18 protein-coding genes and 3 pseudogenes are annotated in these 18,409 nt (G+C 59.2%); 12 read left to right on the top strand and 9 right to left on the bottom strand.

What is annotated here, in order from left to right:
• Positions 1–400 precede the first annotated feature (400 nt).
• Positions 401–748 (top strand): hypothetical protein, encoded by a 348-nt coding sequence (locus HWX39_RS25115; RefSeq protein WP_113194545.1) that lies wholly within the window; start codon positions 401–403, stop codon positions 746–748.
• Positions 749–1,109: 361 nt separating this feature from the next.
• Positions 1,110–1,322 (top strand): annotated as a pseudogene (locus tag HWX39_RS25110) (copper chaperone PCu(A)C); the annotation flags it as partial.
• Positions 1,323–1,367: 45 nt separating this feature from the next.
• Here the strand turns inward: HWX39_RS25110 and HWX39_RS25105 are convergent.
• Positions 1,368–1,763 (bottom strand): hypothetical protein, encoded by a 396-nt coding sequence (locus tag HWX39_RS25105; RefSeq protein WP_175970498.1) that lies wholly within the window; start codon positions 1,761–1,763, stop codon positions 1,368–1,370.
• A 95-nt stretch (positions 1,764–1,858) separates the two neighbouring features.
• Positions 1,859–2,542: a TonB-dependent receptor gene (locus HWX39_RS25100; protein ID WP_244135095.1), complete on the bottom strand. Its 684-nt coding sequence runs from the start codon at positions 2,540–2,542 to the stop codon at positions 1,859–1,861.
• Between the two features lie 61 nt (positions 2,543–2,603).
• On the opposite strand from HWX39_RS25100, the gene HWX39_RS25095 reads away from it, so the two are divergent.
• Positions 2,604–3,233, top strand: a complete 630-nt coding sequence (locus HWX39_RS25095) for a hypothetical protein (protein ID WP_175970497.1) — start codon at positions 2,604–2,606, stop codon at positions 3,231–3,233.
• 94 nt (positions 3,234–3,327) lie between these two features.
• On the opposite strand, the gene HWX39_RS25090 is transcribed toward HWX39_RS25095, so the two are convergent.
• The 3 genes from HWX39_RS25090 to HWX39_RS25080 form a co-directional block, all read right to left on the bottom strand.
• Complete coding sequence (locus HWX39_RS25090) at positions 3,328–3,981, bottom strand: hypothetical protein (protein ID WP_175970496.1); 654 nt, start codon at positions 3,979–3,981, stop codon at positions 3,328–3,330.
• A gap of 118 nt (positions 3,982–4,099) precedes the next feature.
• A complete protein-coding gene (locus HWX39_RS25085) occupies positions 4,100–4,489 on the bottom strand; it encodes a type II toxin-antitoxin system HicB family antitoxin (RefSeq protein ID WP_175970495.1) in 390 nt (129 codons plus the stop codon).
• Complete coding sequence (locus HWX39_RS25080; protein WP_015875749.1) at positions 4,486–4,740, bottom strand: type II toxin-antitoxin system HicA family toxin; 255 nt, start codon at positions 4,738–4,740, stop codon at positions 4,486–4,488. The genes HWX39_RS25085 and HWX39_RS25080 overlap by 4 nt, the downstream gene beginning before the upstream one ends.
• Before the next feature lie 531 nt (positions 4,741–5,271).
• Between HWX39_RS25080 and HWX39_RS35955 the strand changes: the two genes are divergently transcribed.
• Positions 5,272–5,514, top strand: a complete 243-nt coding sequence (locus HWX39_RS35955; protein ID WP_208458857.1) for a ParA family protein — start codon at positions 5,272–5,274, stop codon at positions 5,512–5,514.
• A 185-nt stretch (positions 5,515–5,699) separates the two neighbouring features.
• On the top strand, positions 5,700–6,347 hold the full coding sequence (locus HWX39_RS35950) for an AAA family ATPase (protein WP_208458856.1): 648 nt from the start codon (positions 5,700–5,702) through the stop codon (positions 6,345–6,347).
• 134 nt (positions 6,348–6,481) lie between these two features.
• Here HWX39_RS35950 and HWX39_RS25070 read toward each other — a convergent pair.
• Positions 6,482–7,162: pseudogene (locus tag HWX39_RS25070) on the bottom strand (phage portal protein); the annotation flags it as partial.
• Between the two features lie 20 nt (positions 7,163–7,182).
• Between HWX39_RS25070 and HWX39_RS25065 the strand changes: the two are divergent.
• The 4 genes from HWX39_RS25065 to HWX39_RS25050 all read left to right on the top strand — a co-directional run bounded on the left by HWX39_RS25065 (position 7,183) and on the right by HWX39_RS25050 (position 10,810).
• Positions 7,183–8,565, top strand: coding sequence for a hypothetical protein (locus HWX39_RS25065; RefSeq protein ID WP_175970494.1), 1,383 nt, complete (start codon positions 7,183–7,185; stop codon positions 8,563–8,565).
• Between the two features lie 7 nt (positions 8,566–8,572).
• The gene (locus HWX39_RS25060; protein WP_175970493.1) at positions 8,573–9,079 is read left to right on the top strand and encodes a phage tail protein; all 507 of its coding nucleotides are present in this window, start codon (positions 8,573–8,575) and stop codon (positions 9,077–9,079) included.
• 4 nt (positions 9,080–9,083) lie between these two features.
• Complete coding sequence (locus HWX39_RS25055; protein ID WP_175970650.1) at positions 9,084–10,157, top strand: phage late control D family protein; 1,074 nt, start codon at positions 9,084–9,086, stop codon at positions 10,155–10,157.
• Positions 10,158–10,354: 197 nt separating this feature from the next.
• Positions 10,355–10,810: a hypothetical protein gene (locus tag HWX39_RS25050; RefSeq protein WP_175970492.1), complete on the top strand. Its 456-nt coding sequence runs from the start codon at positions 10,355–10,357 to the stop codon at positions 10,808–10,810.
• 158 nt (positions 10,811–10,968) lie between these two features.
• Here the strand turns inward: HWX39_RS25050 and HWX39_RS25045 are convergent, their stop codons facing one another.
• The gene (locus HWX39_RS25045; protein WP_175970491.1) at positions 10,969–11,664 is read right to left on the bottom strand and encodes a hypothetical protein; all 696 of its coding nucleotides are present in this window, start codon (positions 11,662–11,664) and stop codon (positions 10,969–10,971) included.
• A 189-nt stretch (positions 11,665–11,853) separates the two neighbouring features.
• Positions 11,854–12,393, bottom strand: coding sequence for an IS21 family transposase (locus HWX39_RS25040; RefSeq protein WP_175970490.1), 540 nt, complete (start codon positions 12,391–12,393; stop codon positions 11,854–11,856).
• Between the two features lie 232 nt (positions 12,394–12,625).
• Here HWX39_RS25040 and HWX39_RS25035 point away from each other — a divergent pair, with 232 nt between their 5' ends.
• On the top strand, positions 12,626–14,050 hold the full coding sequence (locus HWX39_RS25035) for an ISNCY family transposase (RefSeq protein ID WP_244135094.1): 1,425 nt from the start codon (positions 12,626–12,628) through the stop codon (positions 14,048–14,050).
• Between the two features lie 221 nt (positions 14,051–14,271).
• A pseudogene (locus HWX39_RS25030) lies at positions 14,272–15,231 on the top strand (ISNCY family transposase); the annotation flags it as partial.
• A gap of 538 nt (positions 15,232–15,769) precedes the next feature.
• On the opposite strand, the gene HWX39_RS36695 reads toward HWX39_RS25030, so the two are convergent.
• Positions 15,770–15,898 (bottom strand): hypothetical protein, encoded by a 129-nt coding sequence (locus HWX39_RS36695; protein WP_279613111.1) that lies wholly within the window; start codon positions 15,896–15,898, stop codon positions 15,770–15,772.
• 409 nt (positions 15,899–16,307) lie between these two features.
• Between HWX39_RS36695 and HWX39_RS25025 the strand changes: the two genes are divergently transcribed.
• Entirely contained in the window at positions 16,308–18,245 is a 1,938-nt protein-coding gene (locus tag HWX39_RS25025; protein ID WP_175970489.1) for a S53 family peptidase, read from the top strand.
• The last annotated feature ends 164 nt before the right edge of the window (positions 18,246–18,409 follow it).

Genomic DNA, 18,409 nt, shown 5'->3' with positions numbered 1-18,409 from the left:
GTCGTTTTTTTCCCGCGAGAGCACGCTGAAAGGCACATCGAAACGATTTGAAATGTTATAACATATCATTTCTGACGCGTCATTTCCCGTCTACGGGAAGCTTCTTGCCGGCATGAGCAAACATAACGCGCGTCACGCCAGGATCGAGATGATATAACATTGCATTCGTCGTGCACAATGTCCCTGTTTGTTACAGGTTGGTGAGTTTCACTCGACGCAGCCATGCCGACTGGCCCTCATGGTCGGCCGGGAGTATTGTTAGGGGACGTGCCTCGCGTTCCGGTTTCGTTTCCTGATGGCGCATGCCTGCGCCAGGCAGGCTCCCCCCCCGTCGAAGCCTCTTTCGAAGGGGCTCGCCAGGCGGTCGTCGAATGTTCCCGTGCGGACAAAGGAGACAAGCATGAGCCCATGCAACGAACCTCATCATGCTCACCATGACCATCAGCATGGCCCGGGCTGCGGACACACCGCAATCAAGCACGGCGACCACGTAGACTATCTGCACGATGGCCATTTGCATCATCCGCATGGCGATCACGTCGACGAACACAAGGTCGAGGTCAGTGCAAACAATCCCGACCAGTGCACGCCGGGTTGCGGCGGCCATGAGTCGGGCCACGTCCACGGCCCCGGCTGTGGGCACGAGCAGGTACCGCACGGCGATCACGTCGACTACCTGGTCGACGGCCGTCTTCATCACCCGCATGGCGATCATTGCGACGATCACGGTCCGGTGGAACTCGCATGAGCAGTATCGAAGCGCGGCGGGGAATCCTATTCCCTGCTGCCTTCTCGGACGCCGGCAGGTGCATCAGGCGTGCCGATATCGCGAAGGCTGAAGGCACACAATAGTTGCCCGTTCTTTGACAGGCACGTCGAGAGTTTCTTGGCTGCTCATGGAGGTTGCGGTTCGAGTACTCACGGATATTTTAAGGTCGCCACGCCAGATGCCAAATGCCGGGCAAACGCAAGGTGAAACAGCAATGGGCTGTCGAGCCGGGGCGACCGTGTTACCGATGTATCCCTACACCATCAACACGAAATTGACAGGGTGTACGCATGGATGATCGCTACCTCACGATTGAACACGAAACCAGACACAATCGAACGGAAGCACGTCGACCATGGTGATGGTCGACAAGGCGACGGTACCGGCCGGCGGCACGCTGTCGTTCGCGCTAGGCGGCTATCACGTGATGCTCGAGCAGCCGACGCATCCGCTGAAGGTCGGTACGACGCTGCCGCTTACCTTCATGTTCGGCGACGGCGAGAAAGTCGCCGCGCAGTGCACGGTGAAGGCGCCGGGAACGATGGCGAAGTAAGCGCGGCAAACGAGCATGCCGGTGCCGATACGCACCGGCATGCTTCTACCATTTGAACGTCTGCCAGCGGTACGTATCGTCGAGCGACTCGATGACGAGCCGCTCGAGGGGAACGGGTTTGACCGATCCGTACCATTCGAGCGGATCCGCGCCTTGACGCACGCCTGCTGCAACGAGCGCGTCGCGTGCCGTGTCCTCGATCCGCGCCCGCCGCCAGAGTGCCTGATCGTGAAGCAGCTTCGTCGCGTCGATCCCGAAGCGTACGAGTCCACCGCCGGCCTGGCGCGTTTGCCACATCGTCAATGTCACGCGATCACCGGTGCCCGGGGCGATCGCCCGTCTGTTGGCCGTTTTCTCCCAGTAGGGATTGCGCGAAAACCACGCGACAGGTTTCGCTTCCGGTGCCATGTCGAGCGCTTTCGGCAGGATGACTTCGCTCATGATGATGGACTCGAAGTGCAACATGACCGTGTAGTGCCATGCCATCGTAACCATGCGGAAATTCCCTTTTTCGATTGAACGCATGCCGTGATGTTTCAGTAGCGCACGGTGAGCGACGCGAACGCGGCCCGGCCGGGCGCGGGCGAATGCAGGGTCTGCGAGCCGTCGTACCAGGCGTATTCGTTGAACCGGTTGAACAGGTTCGTCACCTGCAGCTCGACGGTTGCCCGTTTCGATACGCGATAGGCGGCTCGCGCGTTAACGGTCACCGCAGCGCCGAAGCGGCCGGTCGAGTTGGTTTGCTCGAGGTAGTACGCGCTCTGTGCATTGCCCCATGCCGACACGTCGAGCTCGGGCGTTGCCCGCCAGTCGATTCCGGCCGACAACAGATGGTTCGGCACGTGATCGACCTGCTTGCCGGCGCTCGCCGGGCTCGCAGGCCCCGGATCGACGATGCGCGCCATCTGGTACGTGTACCCGAACCACAGCCCGACATCCCGCGCCACACGCAGGTTGGCCTGCAGATCGACCCCGCGGCGCTTCGTCTTGCCGAGATTGTCGTAATCGCCGGTCGGGTCGTTCAGCTTGCGGCGCACCTCGTTGGTCGCGAGCTGTTCCCAGTAAGCAACGCGGCCGTCAAGCCATTCCACCGGCTGGAATTTCACGCCCAGTTCCCAGCCGTCGTTGATCGATGGCGCGAGATTGCCGGTGCGCGGCGGGATCTTGTACGCACCGGCACCGACGCCGACCTGGAATGAACGCCCGTAGTTGCCATACACGCTGTAGCCGTGCCACGGCGTATATCTGTACGTGTCCGACGGTCATACGCGGTGGGATGCAGTGTTGCTCGCGAATCGCGAGGGCGCAGGCATCGAAGCGTTGCCGGTGATCAATGAGGTGCGCGGCACCACCGAAGAAGATCGGATTTTCGGCCTGATTCTCGATAACTCCGGCCGCCGCCTGACGCTTCTCGGCGAGGCGATGGTGATAAAACGCCTGATCGGCCGCGGAATCGATGAGAAGGAAATCGCGCGACGCTTGACGCGCAACGTCGCCTCGATTCGAAACGCGCTCACGCTCGTGGCCGCGCCGAAGCCGATCAAGGAAATGGTCACGTCGGGGGCAGTTTCGGCGACGAGCGCGGTCAAGGTCATGAAGGAACAAGGCGCGAATGCGGTTGCTCACCTGCAAGCGGCGAAAGAGATTGCGGCGGCGGCCGGTAAGACGAAGGTCACGCCCAAGGCGCTGAAAGCGGTCGGCGAGCAGAAGAAAGCAGCCAGGTCAAACGATGCCGATTTGCTCGACTGGCTTGCGGCTCAAAGCAACGTCACTATCAGCAAAATGCACGTGACTGGCGAACAGCCGGTGTTTCGCGTTGACGTGTTCGACGTGATCGAAAAGCCCGTGTCCGGTGAGGGTGCCGACCTGCGCGGGGCGATCATGAACGCGCGTGAGCGAGTCGGGAGGTGAAAGCGCTTGCGGTGATGGAGCGCGGCAACGGCGTGACGTCGCCGCGTCGCCGGATCACGAATGGCAGTCAGATCCGAGCGCAAGCGGCAGCGGTTCAGTTAAACGACTGCCGTCCCATGATCTTCGCCAGCTTGCAACTCATGAAATACCCCAAGTCGCTATTTAGCGTCAGTGCGCCGCTGTAAAGCCGACTCCACTGGTCCGACGTGATCATAGCGCTATTTGGTGAAAGATTTTGTCTTGTTAAGAAGTCTTGCATGCGCAGAGAGTATTCCGTCACTGAAAGGAGTGCTCGTGTGGCGCGTTCGAGCTTTTCCGCGTCCGGATTTTTCCGGTATGTCACAAAGACTGGAACTGAAGGTTTGAGAATCTCAGTGATCTTCCGTTGTGCCTCCACAAGTTCTTTGCGAAGGTTCCAGACTACGTATAGAGGGCGCGCTTCAAGTGCCGCATATCGCGTGTTTCCTTGCCCTTGAAGCGGCGTCTTCCAATTGTTCTTCTTCAGTTCCTCGTCGTAGATCTTCTTGGTGGCGGCACTTTCTACCGTCAGGTATCGGTCTTCTTCGGGCGGAATGTTTGGCAGCACTTGGTCAGCGTAAGCGAGCTGGCTGAGTACATTATTTAGGCTGGCGTCATCAAAGCCGCATCGCGTTTCTGCAGGGTCATAGTCCGTTGGGAGGTCGGCGCTGAACGCCGGGGATACTAAGGCAAACAGCATCGCTAAAAAGGCCGCGTACACGATTTTCATACGATCCCCGAACGTGGTTCTTTTACGCCAACTCCCAAAGTCGCGATACGTCACGCAGAGCCATGGCCGGTGCCCTGCCACGTTGATCGAGTCGCCGCTCGCGTGGAGTGTCTAACGTTCACGCAGTATGCGTCGCAGCGCGCTCGTCGCTCGCGAAACCGGCGCGCTCCAACACTTCGCGGGCCGCGCGCCCCAACACTTCCTCCGACCATTGATTGATGCTTTCGTCCAACAGGGCGGCGGCAATGCCGACGCGCGCATGCACGGCCGGATCGATGCGCAGCATCAGTTTGCCGGACGCCGGCTTCTGCGGCTCTCGCCCGGCGCGCTTGCAGTCGTCAAGGTAATGATCGACGGCCGCATGAAAGTCTCGCGACAGTTCGTCCACCGTCTCGCCGTGGAAACTGATCTTGTCGTCCACGCCGAGCACGTGGCCGACGAAAATGTTATCGCGCCCGTCGAAATCGATCCGGGCGAAATATCCTTTGTAAGACATGGCGTTGTTCATGGCTTGATTCCCATTTCGATAAACCAGTCGCGCAGATCCTCCACCTGATACCGCTTCGCCTCTTTGCCCGGGTGCGGGCGGTGGTGATAGCGGCGGGTGCCGTTCAGTTCGAAGGCGATGCGCGACCCGGCGCCTTCGTGAATTTCGCCGCCGAGTGCGGCGACGAGCGATTCAATATCAGAAAACACGATCCCGCCCAACGTGGGCTTCGTGAAGATCGCGGCGAGGGTGCGGGCGTGTTTCGATTTCATGCCTAGATGATATCAGAAAATGATATCAACGTGCAATCAAAAAGTGATATCACACCCCGAAACCGGCACTCCGCGCTCGGCGCGATTTCCGGGCTTCTGGGCGGTTCGGCGCTTAATGCGTCCCGACCCTTGGGCGGGTCGTCGGCGTGCCCGTGGCGGGCCGGACGCGGGCTCGGCGGGCGCCTGCTGCACGGTGCGAGGGGGCGGGCTGGCCCCGCGTCCCGGCCCCCAGATAGCGCAGTCCCCTCCGCGCCTGCCCGCTGCAAAAACGGGGCACTTTCCGACGCAACAACCCCGCCCGGCGCGGGCCCGCGCGGGGCGGGGTTCGGCGATTTTCGGCGGAAATTCTCAGACGCAGCCAGACGCACGAAGCGCTACATTAGACGCATAGCGGAAACTCCGGGGGCAGCGCTCGTTCGACGGCGACCGATTCACACGGTAGTGAATCTGACGCTGCTGGTAAGTTTTTTGATAAAGTGCTTTGCCCGAGCCGCATCGGCCGAGTCCCGTAACATAAGAGAGAGACCAAAAATGAGTCAAACAATCTACGCGTTCTACAACAACAAGGGGGGAGTCGGCAAAACGACACTCGCTCAGAATGCTGCCTGCCTTTATGCTGCCAATCATCCAGACACACAAGTGATCGTGATTGATCTGTGCCCACAGGCAAATATTTCTCAATTCTTACTGGGTGGCGGCCACAAGGGCTATGTAACAAACCAAAGATTACAGTCTCAGAGCACTCGAAAGAATATTGTCGGATTCATGGACTGACTCCTTCGAGGTAATTCAGGTTTTACTAGCATTAAAAGTTCGTGCTCGATTCAAGTTCACCCGCTGAATGACTCAATTCCTGAAAATCTATACTTGATTGCGGGTGATTAATTTCTTGAATCGCTTTCGCTCGCATTGAACTATGCGGTCATCAATCCGGCGAATAAAAAGCTTGGGCAGAATACATGACGGCTATTCGTCGCCTTTGTGATTTGGAATTTGATAGAGAAAAATACGAAAAGCTGACCGTTTTTATAGACTGCAACCCGAGCTTTTCGATATGCACTCAAATGGCGCTGGTGTCCGCTGATCGGCTAATTGTGCCAATGATGGCTGATTTTAGTTCGCTCGAAGGCGGCAAAAGTCTCATGATGCTGCTCTACGGAAAGTATCCATCGGCGGCACTGAAAACGTATGCTGAGGACATGCTGACTTTTAATAGTCAGGCAAAGAGCTTTGGTCTCCCGCTACCAGTTTTGTATGAATTTGTATTTAATAATTTTACAACCAATTCTGGCGTTGCGTATGCATTTGAATCTGTTAGAAACGAGTTGGTTGAATTCTGTTATCAGCAGTATGTAAACTACCCGTCTCTTTTTGCTCCCTGCAGTGGGCCAATTAGTAGCAAGGCTGATTGGGAGGATTATTTCATTGCAAATACAAAGGATTTTCATACATCCGCAAAAGTGTCTGCAAGCCTCGGAATACCATTGCATAAATTACCAGAATCGGGAAATTATGTTATGCCAGACGGTACTTCGGTGCCCATTCCCGCCAAGAATTATGCGGAATCGCTTAAAAATGTAGTTGATTTTGTTTCGCAAATTCAATAATCCAATTGCCACATCAAAGGTAGTTGGGCGCGCAATCTTAATTGCGTGGCGCAGGTGCGGGCGGCGTCGGGAATTCCCGACGCCTGCAAAGGCGCGCCCATCCGTGCTAACACGCGATCATATGTCGATTGAGATTACAGGACGGGCGTGGTTGCCAGTGCCGGCGGCACGATGTAGTCCATGAATCGGACGATTTCCTCGTCCGCCCATTCGTTGATCTTCAGGAACTGCTGTTGCAGCGGCATGATTTCGTTCCGCCCGAACACGCGCGCAGCGGTGTCGGCCGCGCCGAACCCGCCCGTATTGCTCGGGACGATGCCAAGCAACTGCGGCGGAACGCGATGGGCCGCGAGCGTGTCGTCGCGCGTTACGTTCTTGATGTCGAAAAACTGGTCTTTCGCTGCGACCTCGGAAATCGGGATCAGTTGGACCGCGCCTTTCTCGCCGCCGCTGCTTCGCGCGGCCGAGTGCAGAAACAGGTTCCGGAAATTGCCGATTCCCTTCGAGTCGCGCAATGCCTTCCGGATCGCGTCTACGTCGTCCGGGTCCATGTTCGGGTCGTTCAGGTACAGGATGAACCCGGCGTGTGAGCCGTTCGCGTAGTAGCGGCGCCGGAACAGCGTGGCCGATTCGTTCAGCCACGCAGATTGCAGCGATGCGATGTACTCGGGCATCCCGTACACCTCCTGATTCACGTCCGGCTCCATCAACTGGAAGATCGAGCCCGTGTCGAACTGGTGGCGGTCGAGAAAACCATCGATGAACACGAAATTGACCAGATCCGTTTTCCGGCGCGTGTACTTCGACGGGGAAGGCCGGTAAGGAAATCGACGCGTTGTCGAAGAAGGCGATTCTAGAGGAACAGCTAGGGTCGAAAATCTTGCCGCTGTATAACCGCGGACTCGAACTGACGGCCAGCCTGATCGAGCGCGTGAGCGGATGGACCGAGCGGAACGCGGGCACGGCGCGCGCACTGGCGATCGGCTTTGCGGCGCTCGGCGCGGTGCTCGTGGTCGGTGGCTCGCTGACGATCGGGCTCGCGGCGCTCATCGGCCCGTTTGCGCTCGTGCAATATGGCATGTCGACGCTCGGGGGCCAGGGTGGAATTCTGAACGGTGTACTCGGTCGGGTAGGCGGGGCACTCGCCCGGGTGGGCGGGGCATTCCGCGCGTTCGGCGGCATGATTTTCGCGGTGGGCCGCCTGCTGCTGATGAACCCGATCGGACTTGCGATTACCGCTGTCGTCGCGGTGATCGCCGGGGCGGCATACCTCATCTATCGGTACTGGAAACCGATCTCCGCCTTCTTCGCGAAGCTGTGGGACGGCATCAAGCGGACGGTGCAAACGGTCGGCGGCTGGATTGCCGACTACCTGATGAATTGGACCGTAGTCGGCTTCATTGTCGATCATTGGGCCGATCTGAAGGCGATCACGCTCGCGATATGGGAACTGATCAAATCCGGCGTGCTGCGTGCTGCGCAGGCCGTCGCAGACTTCTTCATGAACTGGACGATCGTCGGCGCGATCGTGCGCCATTGGGACGATATCAAAGCGGCCACGGGCGCGGCGTGGGACTGGATCAAGCAAACGGCGATGGGTGCCGGTGGTGCGATACTCGATTTCTTCATGAACTGGACCCTGCTCGGCGTGGTGGTTCGGCATTGGGACAGCATCAAGTCGTACATGTCCGGGCTCGCGACTCGCTTTGTCGAAATCGGCGGCAACATCGTTGACGGGCTCGTGAACGGGATCACGAACGGCATGAACGCGTTACGCACGGCGCTGCACAACGTCGGCGAAAGCGCGATCGGCTGGTTCAAGGAAAAGCTCGGCATCCATAGCCCGAGCCGTGTTTTCGCGGCGCTCGGCGGCTTCATCGGGCAGGGCGCGGCGCAAGGGATCGAGGGCGAGCGCGCGAGCGTAGCCGGTGCCGCTGCGCGGCTCGCCGGGGCCGCATCGATCACGTTCGGCGCGCTGACAGCGAACGCTGCGCCGTCGCCGCTCGAAATGCGACCGCTGATCGATACCCGGCCGCCGCTGTCGGCCGCGAGCGCGGCGCCGTCGGCGCCCGTGGATAATGGAACGCGGAATTACTACATCACGATCAACGTAGCGAATGGTGACAACGTGAAGGAATTCGAGGCGGCCGTGCGCCGCGTGATTGATCAGGTCGAGCGCGAGGATCGTCGTCGCGTCAGCTCGCGCCTGTCGGACTGAGGTCGCTATGCTGCTCTCACTCGGACAGTTCGTTTTCGGGACACTCACGGCGCCGTTCAGCGAAATGCAGCGGCGGCGCACGTGGAAGTTTGCGAGCAATTCGCGCGTGGGGGCGCGTGACGCGCGCCAGTTCGCCGGGCCGGGCGATGACACGTTCACCATGCAGGGCATGATCGCCACGGGCGTGCTCGGCTCGCCTATCTCGATGGACCTGATTTCCCAAATGGCGGACACGGGTGATGCGTATGTGCTCGTGGACGGGCGCGGCGTCGTCTACGGTGCATACGTAATCGACGAGCTACACGAAACGCACTCGTATTTCACGATCCTAGGTGCGCCGCAGAAAATCGAATTCACGCTGACGATCACGCGTGTGGACGATCGCGCACTCGCGGCGTCGGTTGACGGCGGCGCCGCGACGAGCGAACCGACGGGCGGATCGCTCGACAAGGCGCCGCCCGGTGCGACGCCGCCATACGTCAAGCCGAAGAAGCCGAAGGCAAAGAAGGGGTAGGGCAATGGCGGATTTTGTGCAATCGACCAAGCTCCCGACGCGGCGCCTCGTCCCATACGCCGACTACCGCATCACGCTCGACGGGCGCGACCTGTCACGCACGATCGCGCCGTATCTCGTCTATCTCACGTTGAGCGAATCCCGCGCTGACGAAGCCGATTCGCTCAGTCTGGTGTTGGACGACACGCGCGGCGATCTCGAACTGCCGAAGCGCGGCGCCGAACTGAAACTGTCGATCGGGTGGGAGGGCGAAACGCTCGTGGACAAAGGCACGTTCACGATCGATGAATTCGAGTTCCACGGTGCGCCTGACCGGATCACGGTGAGCGCGCGCTCGGCGTCGATGACGGATGCCATGCACGAGCGGCGCGATAAAAGCTGGCACGGACAGACGATCGGCGAAATCGTCAAGACCATTGCCGCCCGGCATAAGTTGACGCCTACGCTCGGCGACGCGCTTGCGAAAACCCGGATCGCGCACATCGACCAGACTAGCGAAAGCGACATGTCATTTTTGACCCGGCTCGCGAAGCGGTACGACGCGGTGATGACGGTCAAGGATGGGCGCCTGCTGTTCATGTCGATCGGCGCGGGCACGAGCGCGAGTGGTAAGCCGCTGCCGACGCTCGAGATCCGGAAGGCGAAGGGCGATTCGTATCGCTATCACGTCTCGCAGCGCGAAAGCTACACGTCGGTGCGCGCGCGTTGGCACACGTCGAAGAAGGGCAAGCAAGAATCCGTGATCGTCGGAGGCGAAAACAACCGCAGCACGAAGCTGTTACCGGAAATCTACGGCTCGCGCGCTGATGCGGAAGCGGCGGCCAAGGCTGAATACGCGCGCACGCAGCGCGGACAGGCAACGTTCGATATGACGCTCGCGCTCGGCCGACCCGACGTGTACCCCGAAATGACCGTGAACGCGAAGGGCTTCAAACCGGATATCGATTCGACGCCGTGGCTCGTGAAACGCGTTGTGTCTCGGATCGACGGAAGCGGCGGTTTCACGTCATCGCTCGAAATGGAGATGCGCGACGATCCGACGACGAGTCGGCACAGAACACACTTCCGGAAAGGATGAGAAAGGCGTGTTCTATCGCCAATGCCGCACGATTTAGCTCTGGACGAATGCGCGGACTTTCTCAGACAATGCGTATTGTCTGATCAATATAGGGTGTGTCGTTTAGCAGCCGGACTGTCAGATATCAGTAAGGTGATGCGCAGTTTCCCTGCGACCCGTGGGCCGGTGCCAGAATCGATTTATATAAGCGAGCCATCATGTTTACTTTGCAAGCCAGAGAAAACCAAACCTTCTTTGCGCGCGTCCATCCGGACGGGAGCGTGTGTGTCGACGTCATGACTCAGGATCAGGCTAACGCAGATCCTAACTGCCACTTCAACTGGGAAGGCGCAACACCGTTTGCGGTGAAGACGGGCGATGGGCGAATCGTAGGGTACGGTGGCCCCCCGGGCAGTGGCATCGGCGGCTTTCTAGAACACCCTGGAATTTATGCCTATAGTGACGACCCCAGCAACCGCTTAGGGAGTGCCGAGTCCAACACCCGCTTCGGTATTACCGAGTTTGACCACTGCGATGCGTGGCTGGAGCTAAGTTTCACATTCGAGTCTGCCACGCTGGCTTTTCCGGTTGAAGCCGGGCAGCAGCTCTATCTACGTCCAAACAGCGACGGTGACGATGACACCGTTTTTTACGCGAACTTTGTGCCATCCTGATCCGTTAGTACGGTCCAGCTACGCGATTCAATTGCTGGAGAAAAAAGCCCGCATGTGCGGGCGTTTCTGTTTAGGAGAGCGCGCATTAGATTTTCAGAATGTGCTCCGCGAGGAATGGTAGCAACCGTTTGCTTCTATTGCAATTCTCCATTTCCGGCCTAATTTGGCTCGTATAGAAAATCAATTACCTCGTACTTGTAGTCATATGAAAATTTACTCTGACTACTGCAGCTCAGTTGTTCAACCCATGCGGCGGTGGATAAATCAGAGTAGACATACTTGAAGGTGGTAACTGCAACATCAAAATCAGTATCCACGGAAACCATACCGATTACGCTCCCGAAGTGATGGAAATCATGCTCCTTGTCGAGTTGCATTTGAAAATCACCCATCTGGGTCGTGAGGTATGTTTCCATTGCTGTCACGTCGCCGCCAAGCCCATCGAGAATAACTTGAAAAAATCCAGTTGTTATATCAGCGACATAATCATCTCCCTGCTGTTCACCTGATGTGTCGCCGGTCTGAGCCATGCCATCAATAGAGTTTAGTGCTTTGACCATTACGTCGGGATCATCGATATACACTCCCTCCTCGACCACGGTGCCGGAAGTAGCCTTCACCGCCTCCTTGATTTTATTCGGGACTTCAAGTGCGGCCTTGAAGGCTTCGTAGCCAACTTTCTTTTCCGCATCAGTCCATGAATTGGGGACGAAAGAAAATATGTAATCCGACCCCTCGGCATGCTTCCATACGCCGTCATCGGTAATTACTTCCCAATAGATAAGTGGCGTGCCGGATGATGATTCGGTAACAATTTTGCGTCCACGAGCCGTCAAAACATTCTGATCACTCATGATTATTCTCCAGGTGAAAAAACAGACTTGATTTGATGAATCGAAATCTCTTTCGTCTTGAAGAATTTTCTCCGAATGGAGTGCGAAAGAGTGGTGCCAGTCTAGGAGATGCGCGAGGTCGAATCGATTACACTCGATTACATAGAGGTGGACAAGGAACGTGTCTCCGGAAGATTGCGGTTGCAAGCGTTACGGCTCGCTTGTTTTCGGGATGTAAGCTGGAGGCCCGATTCCGGACCATAGCGGACCGGCTCGCCACATGCGCGGCAGTTCGAGCGACACGGTGCGCCATCGCACGAGGACAGCCGCAAACGTGCCGGCGCGCTTGGCGCGGCGGATTTTATCGACGACGTTCCAGCCGCGAATGTAGTGCGTGAGGCTGCGTTGGCTCGACAGGTAGTGCGGCGCATGAACACCGACCCACGCCAGCATTTCATCGGGCGGCACGTCCGGGGCGTCCGGGTCTGGCTCGATGTTCGCGCGAACCGGCGACGGCGCGTCGACGCGTGCGCTGGACGCCGTTGGCTCATGTGCTGCGCGGTCGGATTCGAGCGCCAGTAAGCGCAGGACTTCGATGCGATGCCACGGGATCGGTGAGCGACCTGCGACGTAATTGCGCACGGTGCGGGTGCAGCAGCGGAGTATTTGCGCGATTCGAACGATGGACAGGCCGTCCGTGAGCGCGAGAAAATCGTCTAGCGCGCCGTGACGGCAGGTGGCAGCATTCATAGGCGTTGCGAGAGGCGAAACTGTGTAAGCGATTGTAAGTATGTTTACAAACAGTTTTCTTCAACCTGACAGAAGTACTGGTTTCGCTAGCAGCCCGACTTTACATAAGCTAAATTATCGATAGTTTTGGTGTAAGAGCAAAGTTGTAATGTCGCATCTGAGCAAAGTTGAAATGTCGTAGTTCAAGGGTTTCGGCGCATGCTGGCGGCGGTTCGAACTGCCGGAGCGCATCGTGGGCCAACCTGGACTGATCACCATGAGCATGCGGGAGCTGGACCGTCTGAAGGTCGTGGAAGCTGTGATCGAGCAGCGCCTGATGTCTTGGCGAGCCGCGGAGCGGCTCGGGATCGGTCGACGGCAAATTGAACGGCTGGTCGCCCGGTATCGGGCTGCTGGCCCGGCCGGGCTGGTTTCGCAGCGACGTGGCCATACGAGCAACCATCAACTGCCCGAGGATTTGGCACATCGTGCCTTGGGCCTGATTCGGGAGCGCTACGCCGATTTTGGGCCGACGCTGGCCTGCGAGAAGCTTTGCGAATGCCACGGGCTGCAGCTGTCGAAGGAAACGGTCAGGAAGCTGATGACAGATGCTGGGCTCTGGATTCCGCGCCGGCAACGACCGCCGAAGGTCTACCAACCGCGAGCGCGCCGGGCGTGCCTGGGTGAACTGATCCAGATCGACGGCAGCGATCATCGATGGTTCGAGGAGCGGGCGCCGGCCTGCACGCTGCTGGTGTATGTGGACGATGCGACGAGCCGGTTGATGCAACTGCACTTTACGACGACCGAATCGACGTTCAGCTACTTCGAGGCGACGCGGGCATATCTGGAACGTTACGGCAAGCCGGTGGCGTTCTACAGCGACAAGTACAGCGTGTTCCGCAGCCCGACCGCAGGCAAGACCGGCGGCAGCGTGACGCAGTTTGGCCGGGCTATGTATGAGCTGAACATCGACACGTTCTGCGCGAACAGCAGCTCGGCCAAGGGGCGTGTGGAACGGGCCAACCTGACGCTGCAGGACCGGTTGGTCAAGGAAATGCGCTTGCGCGGCATCAGCACGGTCACCGACGCCAACGCGTATGCGCCCTCCTTCATCGCTGATTTCAATCGTCGCTTCGCGAAGCCGCCGCGCAGCGACTTCAATGCGCACCGGCCGCTGCGAGACGACGAGAATCTGGACCGGGTGATGACCTGGCGCGAAACGCGTCGGGTCTCGAAGTCGCTCACGGTGCTGTACGACCGGGTGCTGTATCTGCTGGACGATACGCTGGAGAATCGGAAACTGATTCATCGCTACATCGACGTCTGGGAGTACCCGGATGGCCGGATCGAAATACGGGCCGATGGCGAGCTATTGCGATGCCGCCTTTACGACAAGCTGGCGGAGGTTGATCAAGGCGCGATCATCGAACACAAGCGTCTGAGTCATGCGCTGCAGGTGGCTGAAGCGATCCAGGCGCAGCGCGACAACCGGCGGATCTCGGGTTCGCCGTCGCGTGCCAATCGAGGGTTACCGGTACGAGCCAAGGCATCGTTGCCAGGTGCCAAGAAACAGCGTGCGTTCACGGAGGCTGATATCGAAGCAGCCATCCTGCAGGTTGCCTCACAAACACATCAACCGGAATCGAATCGGCGGTCTGCGAAGGCCCGCGGGTGAGCGTAAGCGCCCTGCTGCTTCAGGCTCGGCGCTTCAACGCTGAAGGACGGAAAGGCCGAGAAACATGCGACATCTGTATTTAGCTGGCGCTACGACATCTGAATCCGGGTATGACATTTGGTGTAGTAGCTTTTTAGAAATGTCGTGTTCTAGCCATTTAGAAATGTCGTGTTTGAACCTCGGTAAGCTTGCCGGCTCACCGTCAGATCATGGAGCCGGCGATGCACCGAACAGCACTGGTGACATTGAACATGCGAGAACTCGACCGTCTGAAGGTCATCCAGGCTGTAGTGGATTCGGGGCTGAAGCCTGGCCGCGCGGCCGAACGACTGGGCCTGACGGTCCGGCAGATCGAACGGCTAGTGATTCGGTACCGGGAATCTGGCGCGGTTGGACTGACGTCGCGCAAACGTGGTCGTCCGGGGAACCGGCGATTGGACGAGGAACTGGCTCGGCGAGCGCTGACGATCATTCGCGAGCGCTACGCGGATTTTGGCCCGACGCTGGCCTGCGAGAAGTTGTCCGAGTGCCATGGCATCCAGTTGGCCAAGGAAACGGTACGGCGGCTGATGACGGATGCCGGTTTGTGGGTGCCACGCCGGCAGCGGCCGCCGAAGGTCTATCAGCCGCGGGCCCGGCGCGCCTGCTTGGGCGAACTGATTCAGATCGACGGTAGCGAGCATGCGTGGTTCGAGAACCGGGCGCCGCAGTGCACCTTGCTGGTGTACGTCGACGATGCGACGAGTCGGTTGATGTATCTCCACTTTACGGCGAGCGAATCGACTTTCAGCTATTTCGAAGCAACGCGGGCGTACATCGAGCGTTACGGCAAACCTGGAGCGCTCTACAGCGACAAAGCGAGCGTGTTTCGTAGCGTCAAGGCTCATGAAACGGGCCGCAGCGTGACGCACTTTGGCCGAGCCATGTACGAATTGAACATCGATATATTTTGCGCGAACAGCAGCTCGGCCAAGGGCCGTGTCGAGCGTGCGCACCTGACCTTGCAAGACCGGCTCGTGAAGGAACTGCGGCTGCGCGGGATCAGCACGGTGGCCGACGCCAACGCTTACGCGCCCTCCTTCATGGCAGCCTACAACGCACGCTTCGCAAAGCCGCCGAAGAGCGATTTCAATGCGCATCGGCCGCTGCCGGATGACGAGAATCTGAACATGGTGTTGACCTGACGTGAAACACGCCGGGTATCGAAATCGCTGACAGTGTTGCACGACCTTGCCCCACGTGTATTGCCACTTTCAATGTCAATAGATCACTCGCTGTCTCGCTTTCCAAGTACTTACAGCGCACCCACGCTCGAACGAACAGCGTCGAAGCGAGTCTCTTGATTCCCAACCCGAGGGACGTTCACCCAAGGAACCGGTTCACGTCGCCCCGCGCATTCAGCTCGACACCCCTACGTTCTACTTACGACTACTGCAAGCTTTGAAACCTTTCTCGGCAACCCTGCCAAACCTCGATCTAAACATTTTAGATTTCATCAAAAAATATTTGACGCTCCGTTTTCTTCCTTGTTATCTTTTCCCGCAATAAATGCCGATTGGAGTTTGAATGGCGCAATAAACCAAAAACCCGACAAATAACTTCCGTTTTGATTACACCATCGTGATGGCGATATCCGTCTCACAAAGCCGTAATTAATTCCGCGAGGGAAAGTTTCTCGACTCACCGCCATCCAGCTTCGCTTCAGACTGGACCGTTTCGTCACAATGCGTCGCAAGGAAACGTCGTCAGCATCGCGATCTGCTTGACGGCACGGCAGGTTTCATCCGCCGAGCCTAGCTTGCCGAACCACACCGCTCGCGCCACACGAAGTTGCATCGTCAGTCCCATGCAGCATTGCAATCGGCTGGAACAACCGTAGCAGCCCAGGTCGTCAAATGGCATCGCAATACGGTCTTTTCGACTCAAATAAATTGCATTCCTAATCAATAGATAGCAAATCGAAGCTGTTCTATCCGCAAACCGCGGACTGTACCCAAAGCAATTGTCGGACCCGCGCACGCAGGATCGCGGTGGGGCCCGACAAACAAGAGGGCCGAGCGCAGAATCGGTGCCCGCGATACGCGAGCCCGATACCCGACCGGCCTCCATTTCTGATGGTGGGTGGGGAGGAATACTTATGTCGCCTTGAATTCTGCTGATCGTTCTGGCTTGCGTCAGGTTGCATCGGCCGCCCTTCGCTACCCGCGATCCGGGCCGCGCGCCGCACCCGTTCTTCGTCGAAATCTCGGAGCTCACAATGCAGAGAACTCAATACGTCAATCGCAAACTCCTGCAACGCTTTGCGCTGACGGCAATTGCAGTTGGAGTAGCAGCCACGATGGTCCCGTTGTCCGCCCAGGCGGCAACCAACTGGGTCCAGACCCGCACCAGCGCGTTCCTCCTGTCCAATGCACCGGCCGCGGGCGCATCGCAGGCACTGGCCGCGTCCGCTGCGGCGCCCAGCTACTCGCTGAACAGCGTCGGCACGCCGGCGCTTACCGATACGCACGTGACGCCGCTCGAATTGAGCCAGCCGCTGCACGTGACCGTGGTTCTGAAGAATCGCAACGCGGACCAGCTCGACACGTTCCTTCGCGACGTCAACCAGCCGGGTAGCGCGAGCTATCACAAGTACCTCACACCCGCCCAGTTCAAGGCGCGCTTCTCGCCGACCGACGCACAGGTCGCAACCGTGGTCGCTCACCTGAAGGCGAACGGCTTCAGCAACATCACAGTCTCTGACAACAACACACTGATCTCCGCCGACGGCAATGCCGGCAACGTGCAGCGCGGCTTCCAGGCGAGCATCAAGCGCTTCAACTATCGCGGCAAGCCGGTCTACGCGAACGATTCGGCGGCACTGATCCCGGCCTCGCTCGGCTCGATCGTCGATTCCGTGCTCGGCCTGCAGAACGCCGCCGTGCCGCATCGCCTGCTGCACCGCTTCGCGCCGGCCGCCGTCATCGAACCGAATGCGGTTTCGAAGAATGCGTCAGCGGCGTCGCAGCAAGTCGGCCACCAGCCGACCGATTTCGCAAAAATCTATGACGCGAGCGGCCTGCCCGCCGCGACCAACACCACGGTGGGCATCATCACCTGGGGCGACATGACCCAGACCATCGCCGACCTGAACACCTTCACGCAGAACGCCGGCCTGGCAACCGTCAACACGGCAGTGGTCGCGGGCGGCTCCGGCACACTGGCCGACGACGGCGATCCGGGCGAGTGGGATCTCGACAGCCAGGACATCATCGGCACGTCGGGCGGCGTCAAACAGCTGATCTTCTACTCGGCCATCAACGGCGACAGCAACGACAGCGGCCTCACCGACGCGACGCTGACCGCCGCCTACAACAAGGCGGTGACCGACAACAAGGCGACCGTCATCAACGTGTCGCTCGGCCTCGACGAAACGGCCGCCAACTCGGACGGCTCGCTCGCGGCCGACGACGCGGTATTCAAGCAGGCTGTCGCACAAGGGCAAGTCTTCTCGGTCTCGGCCGGCGATGCAGGCGTCTATCAGTGGTCTACGTCACCGCAAGGCGCGCCCGGCTATATCGGCACGTACAACGGCACGTCGGTCAAGACGACGATCAACCTGTCCAAGTACAGCGTGTCGTCGCCCGCGAGCTCGCCGTACGTCGTCGCCGTCGGCGGCACGACGCTCTCGACCACCGGCACCACGACGTGGGCCGGCGAAACCGTGTGGAACGAAGGCGTCGCCTATGCGGACCTCGACAGCAACGGCAACCCGGTCGACAACGCCGTGCGGATCTGGGCAACGGGCGGCGGCGTGAGCGCGTTCGAGACCGCGCCGAGCTGGCAGACCGCCGCGCTCGGCAGCACGGTGACGAAGCGCGTGCTGCCCGACGTGGCGTTCGACGCCGCGCAGGCGACAGGCGCGTACATCGTCATCAACGGGCAGACGAACCAGCTCGTCGGCGGTACGAGCCTCGCGTCGCCGATTTTCGTCGGCGGCTGGGCACGCGTCGAATCGGCCAACAACAACAGCCTCGGCCTGCCGACTTCGGCGTTCTACCAAGGCCTGCCGACCAATACGTCGCTGCGCCACGACGTGACGTCGGGCAACAACGGCTACAGTAGCCACGGCTACACCGCGAAGGCCGGCTGGGACGACGACACCGGCTTCGGCAGCCTGGATTTCGCGAAGGTCAGCGCGAGCTCCGTCAAGTAACGCGGCACGACCCGATGGGGCGCGGCAAGCTCGCCGCGCCTCTCATTGCAAAGTCGGGCTCACAGGATGGCACTGCTTGCCGGGGCCAGCCTCACATTCGTCCCGCACCTCGATCTTTTGCCGCGAAATACGACCGCAGCCGCCTCGTTCGGCTAAAATCCCCG

The organism is Burkholderia sp. BCC0322, assembly GCF_902833045.1.
In the GTDB taxonomy this organism is placed as follows: Bacteria; Pseudomonadota; Gammaproteobacteria; order Burkholderiales; family Burkholderiaceae; genus Burkholderia.
Note: the sequence above shows the minus strand (reverse complement) of the source record. Positions and strands in the feature narration are given on the sequence as shown.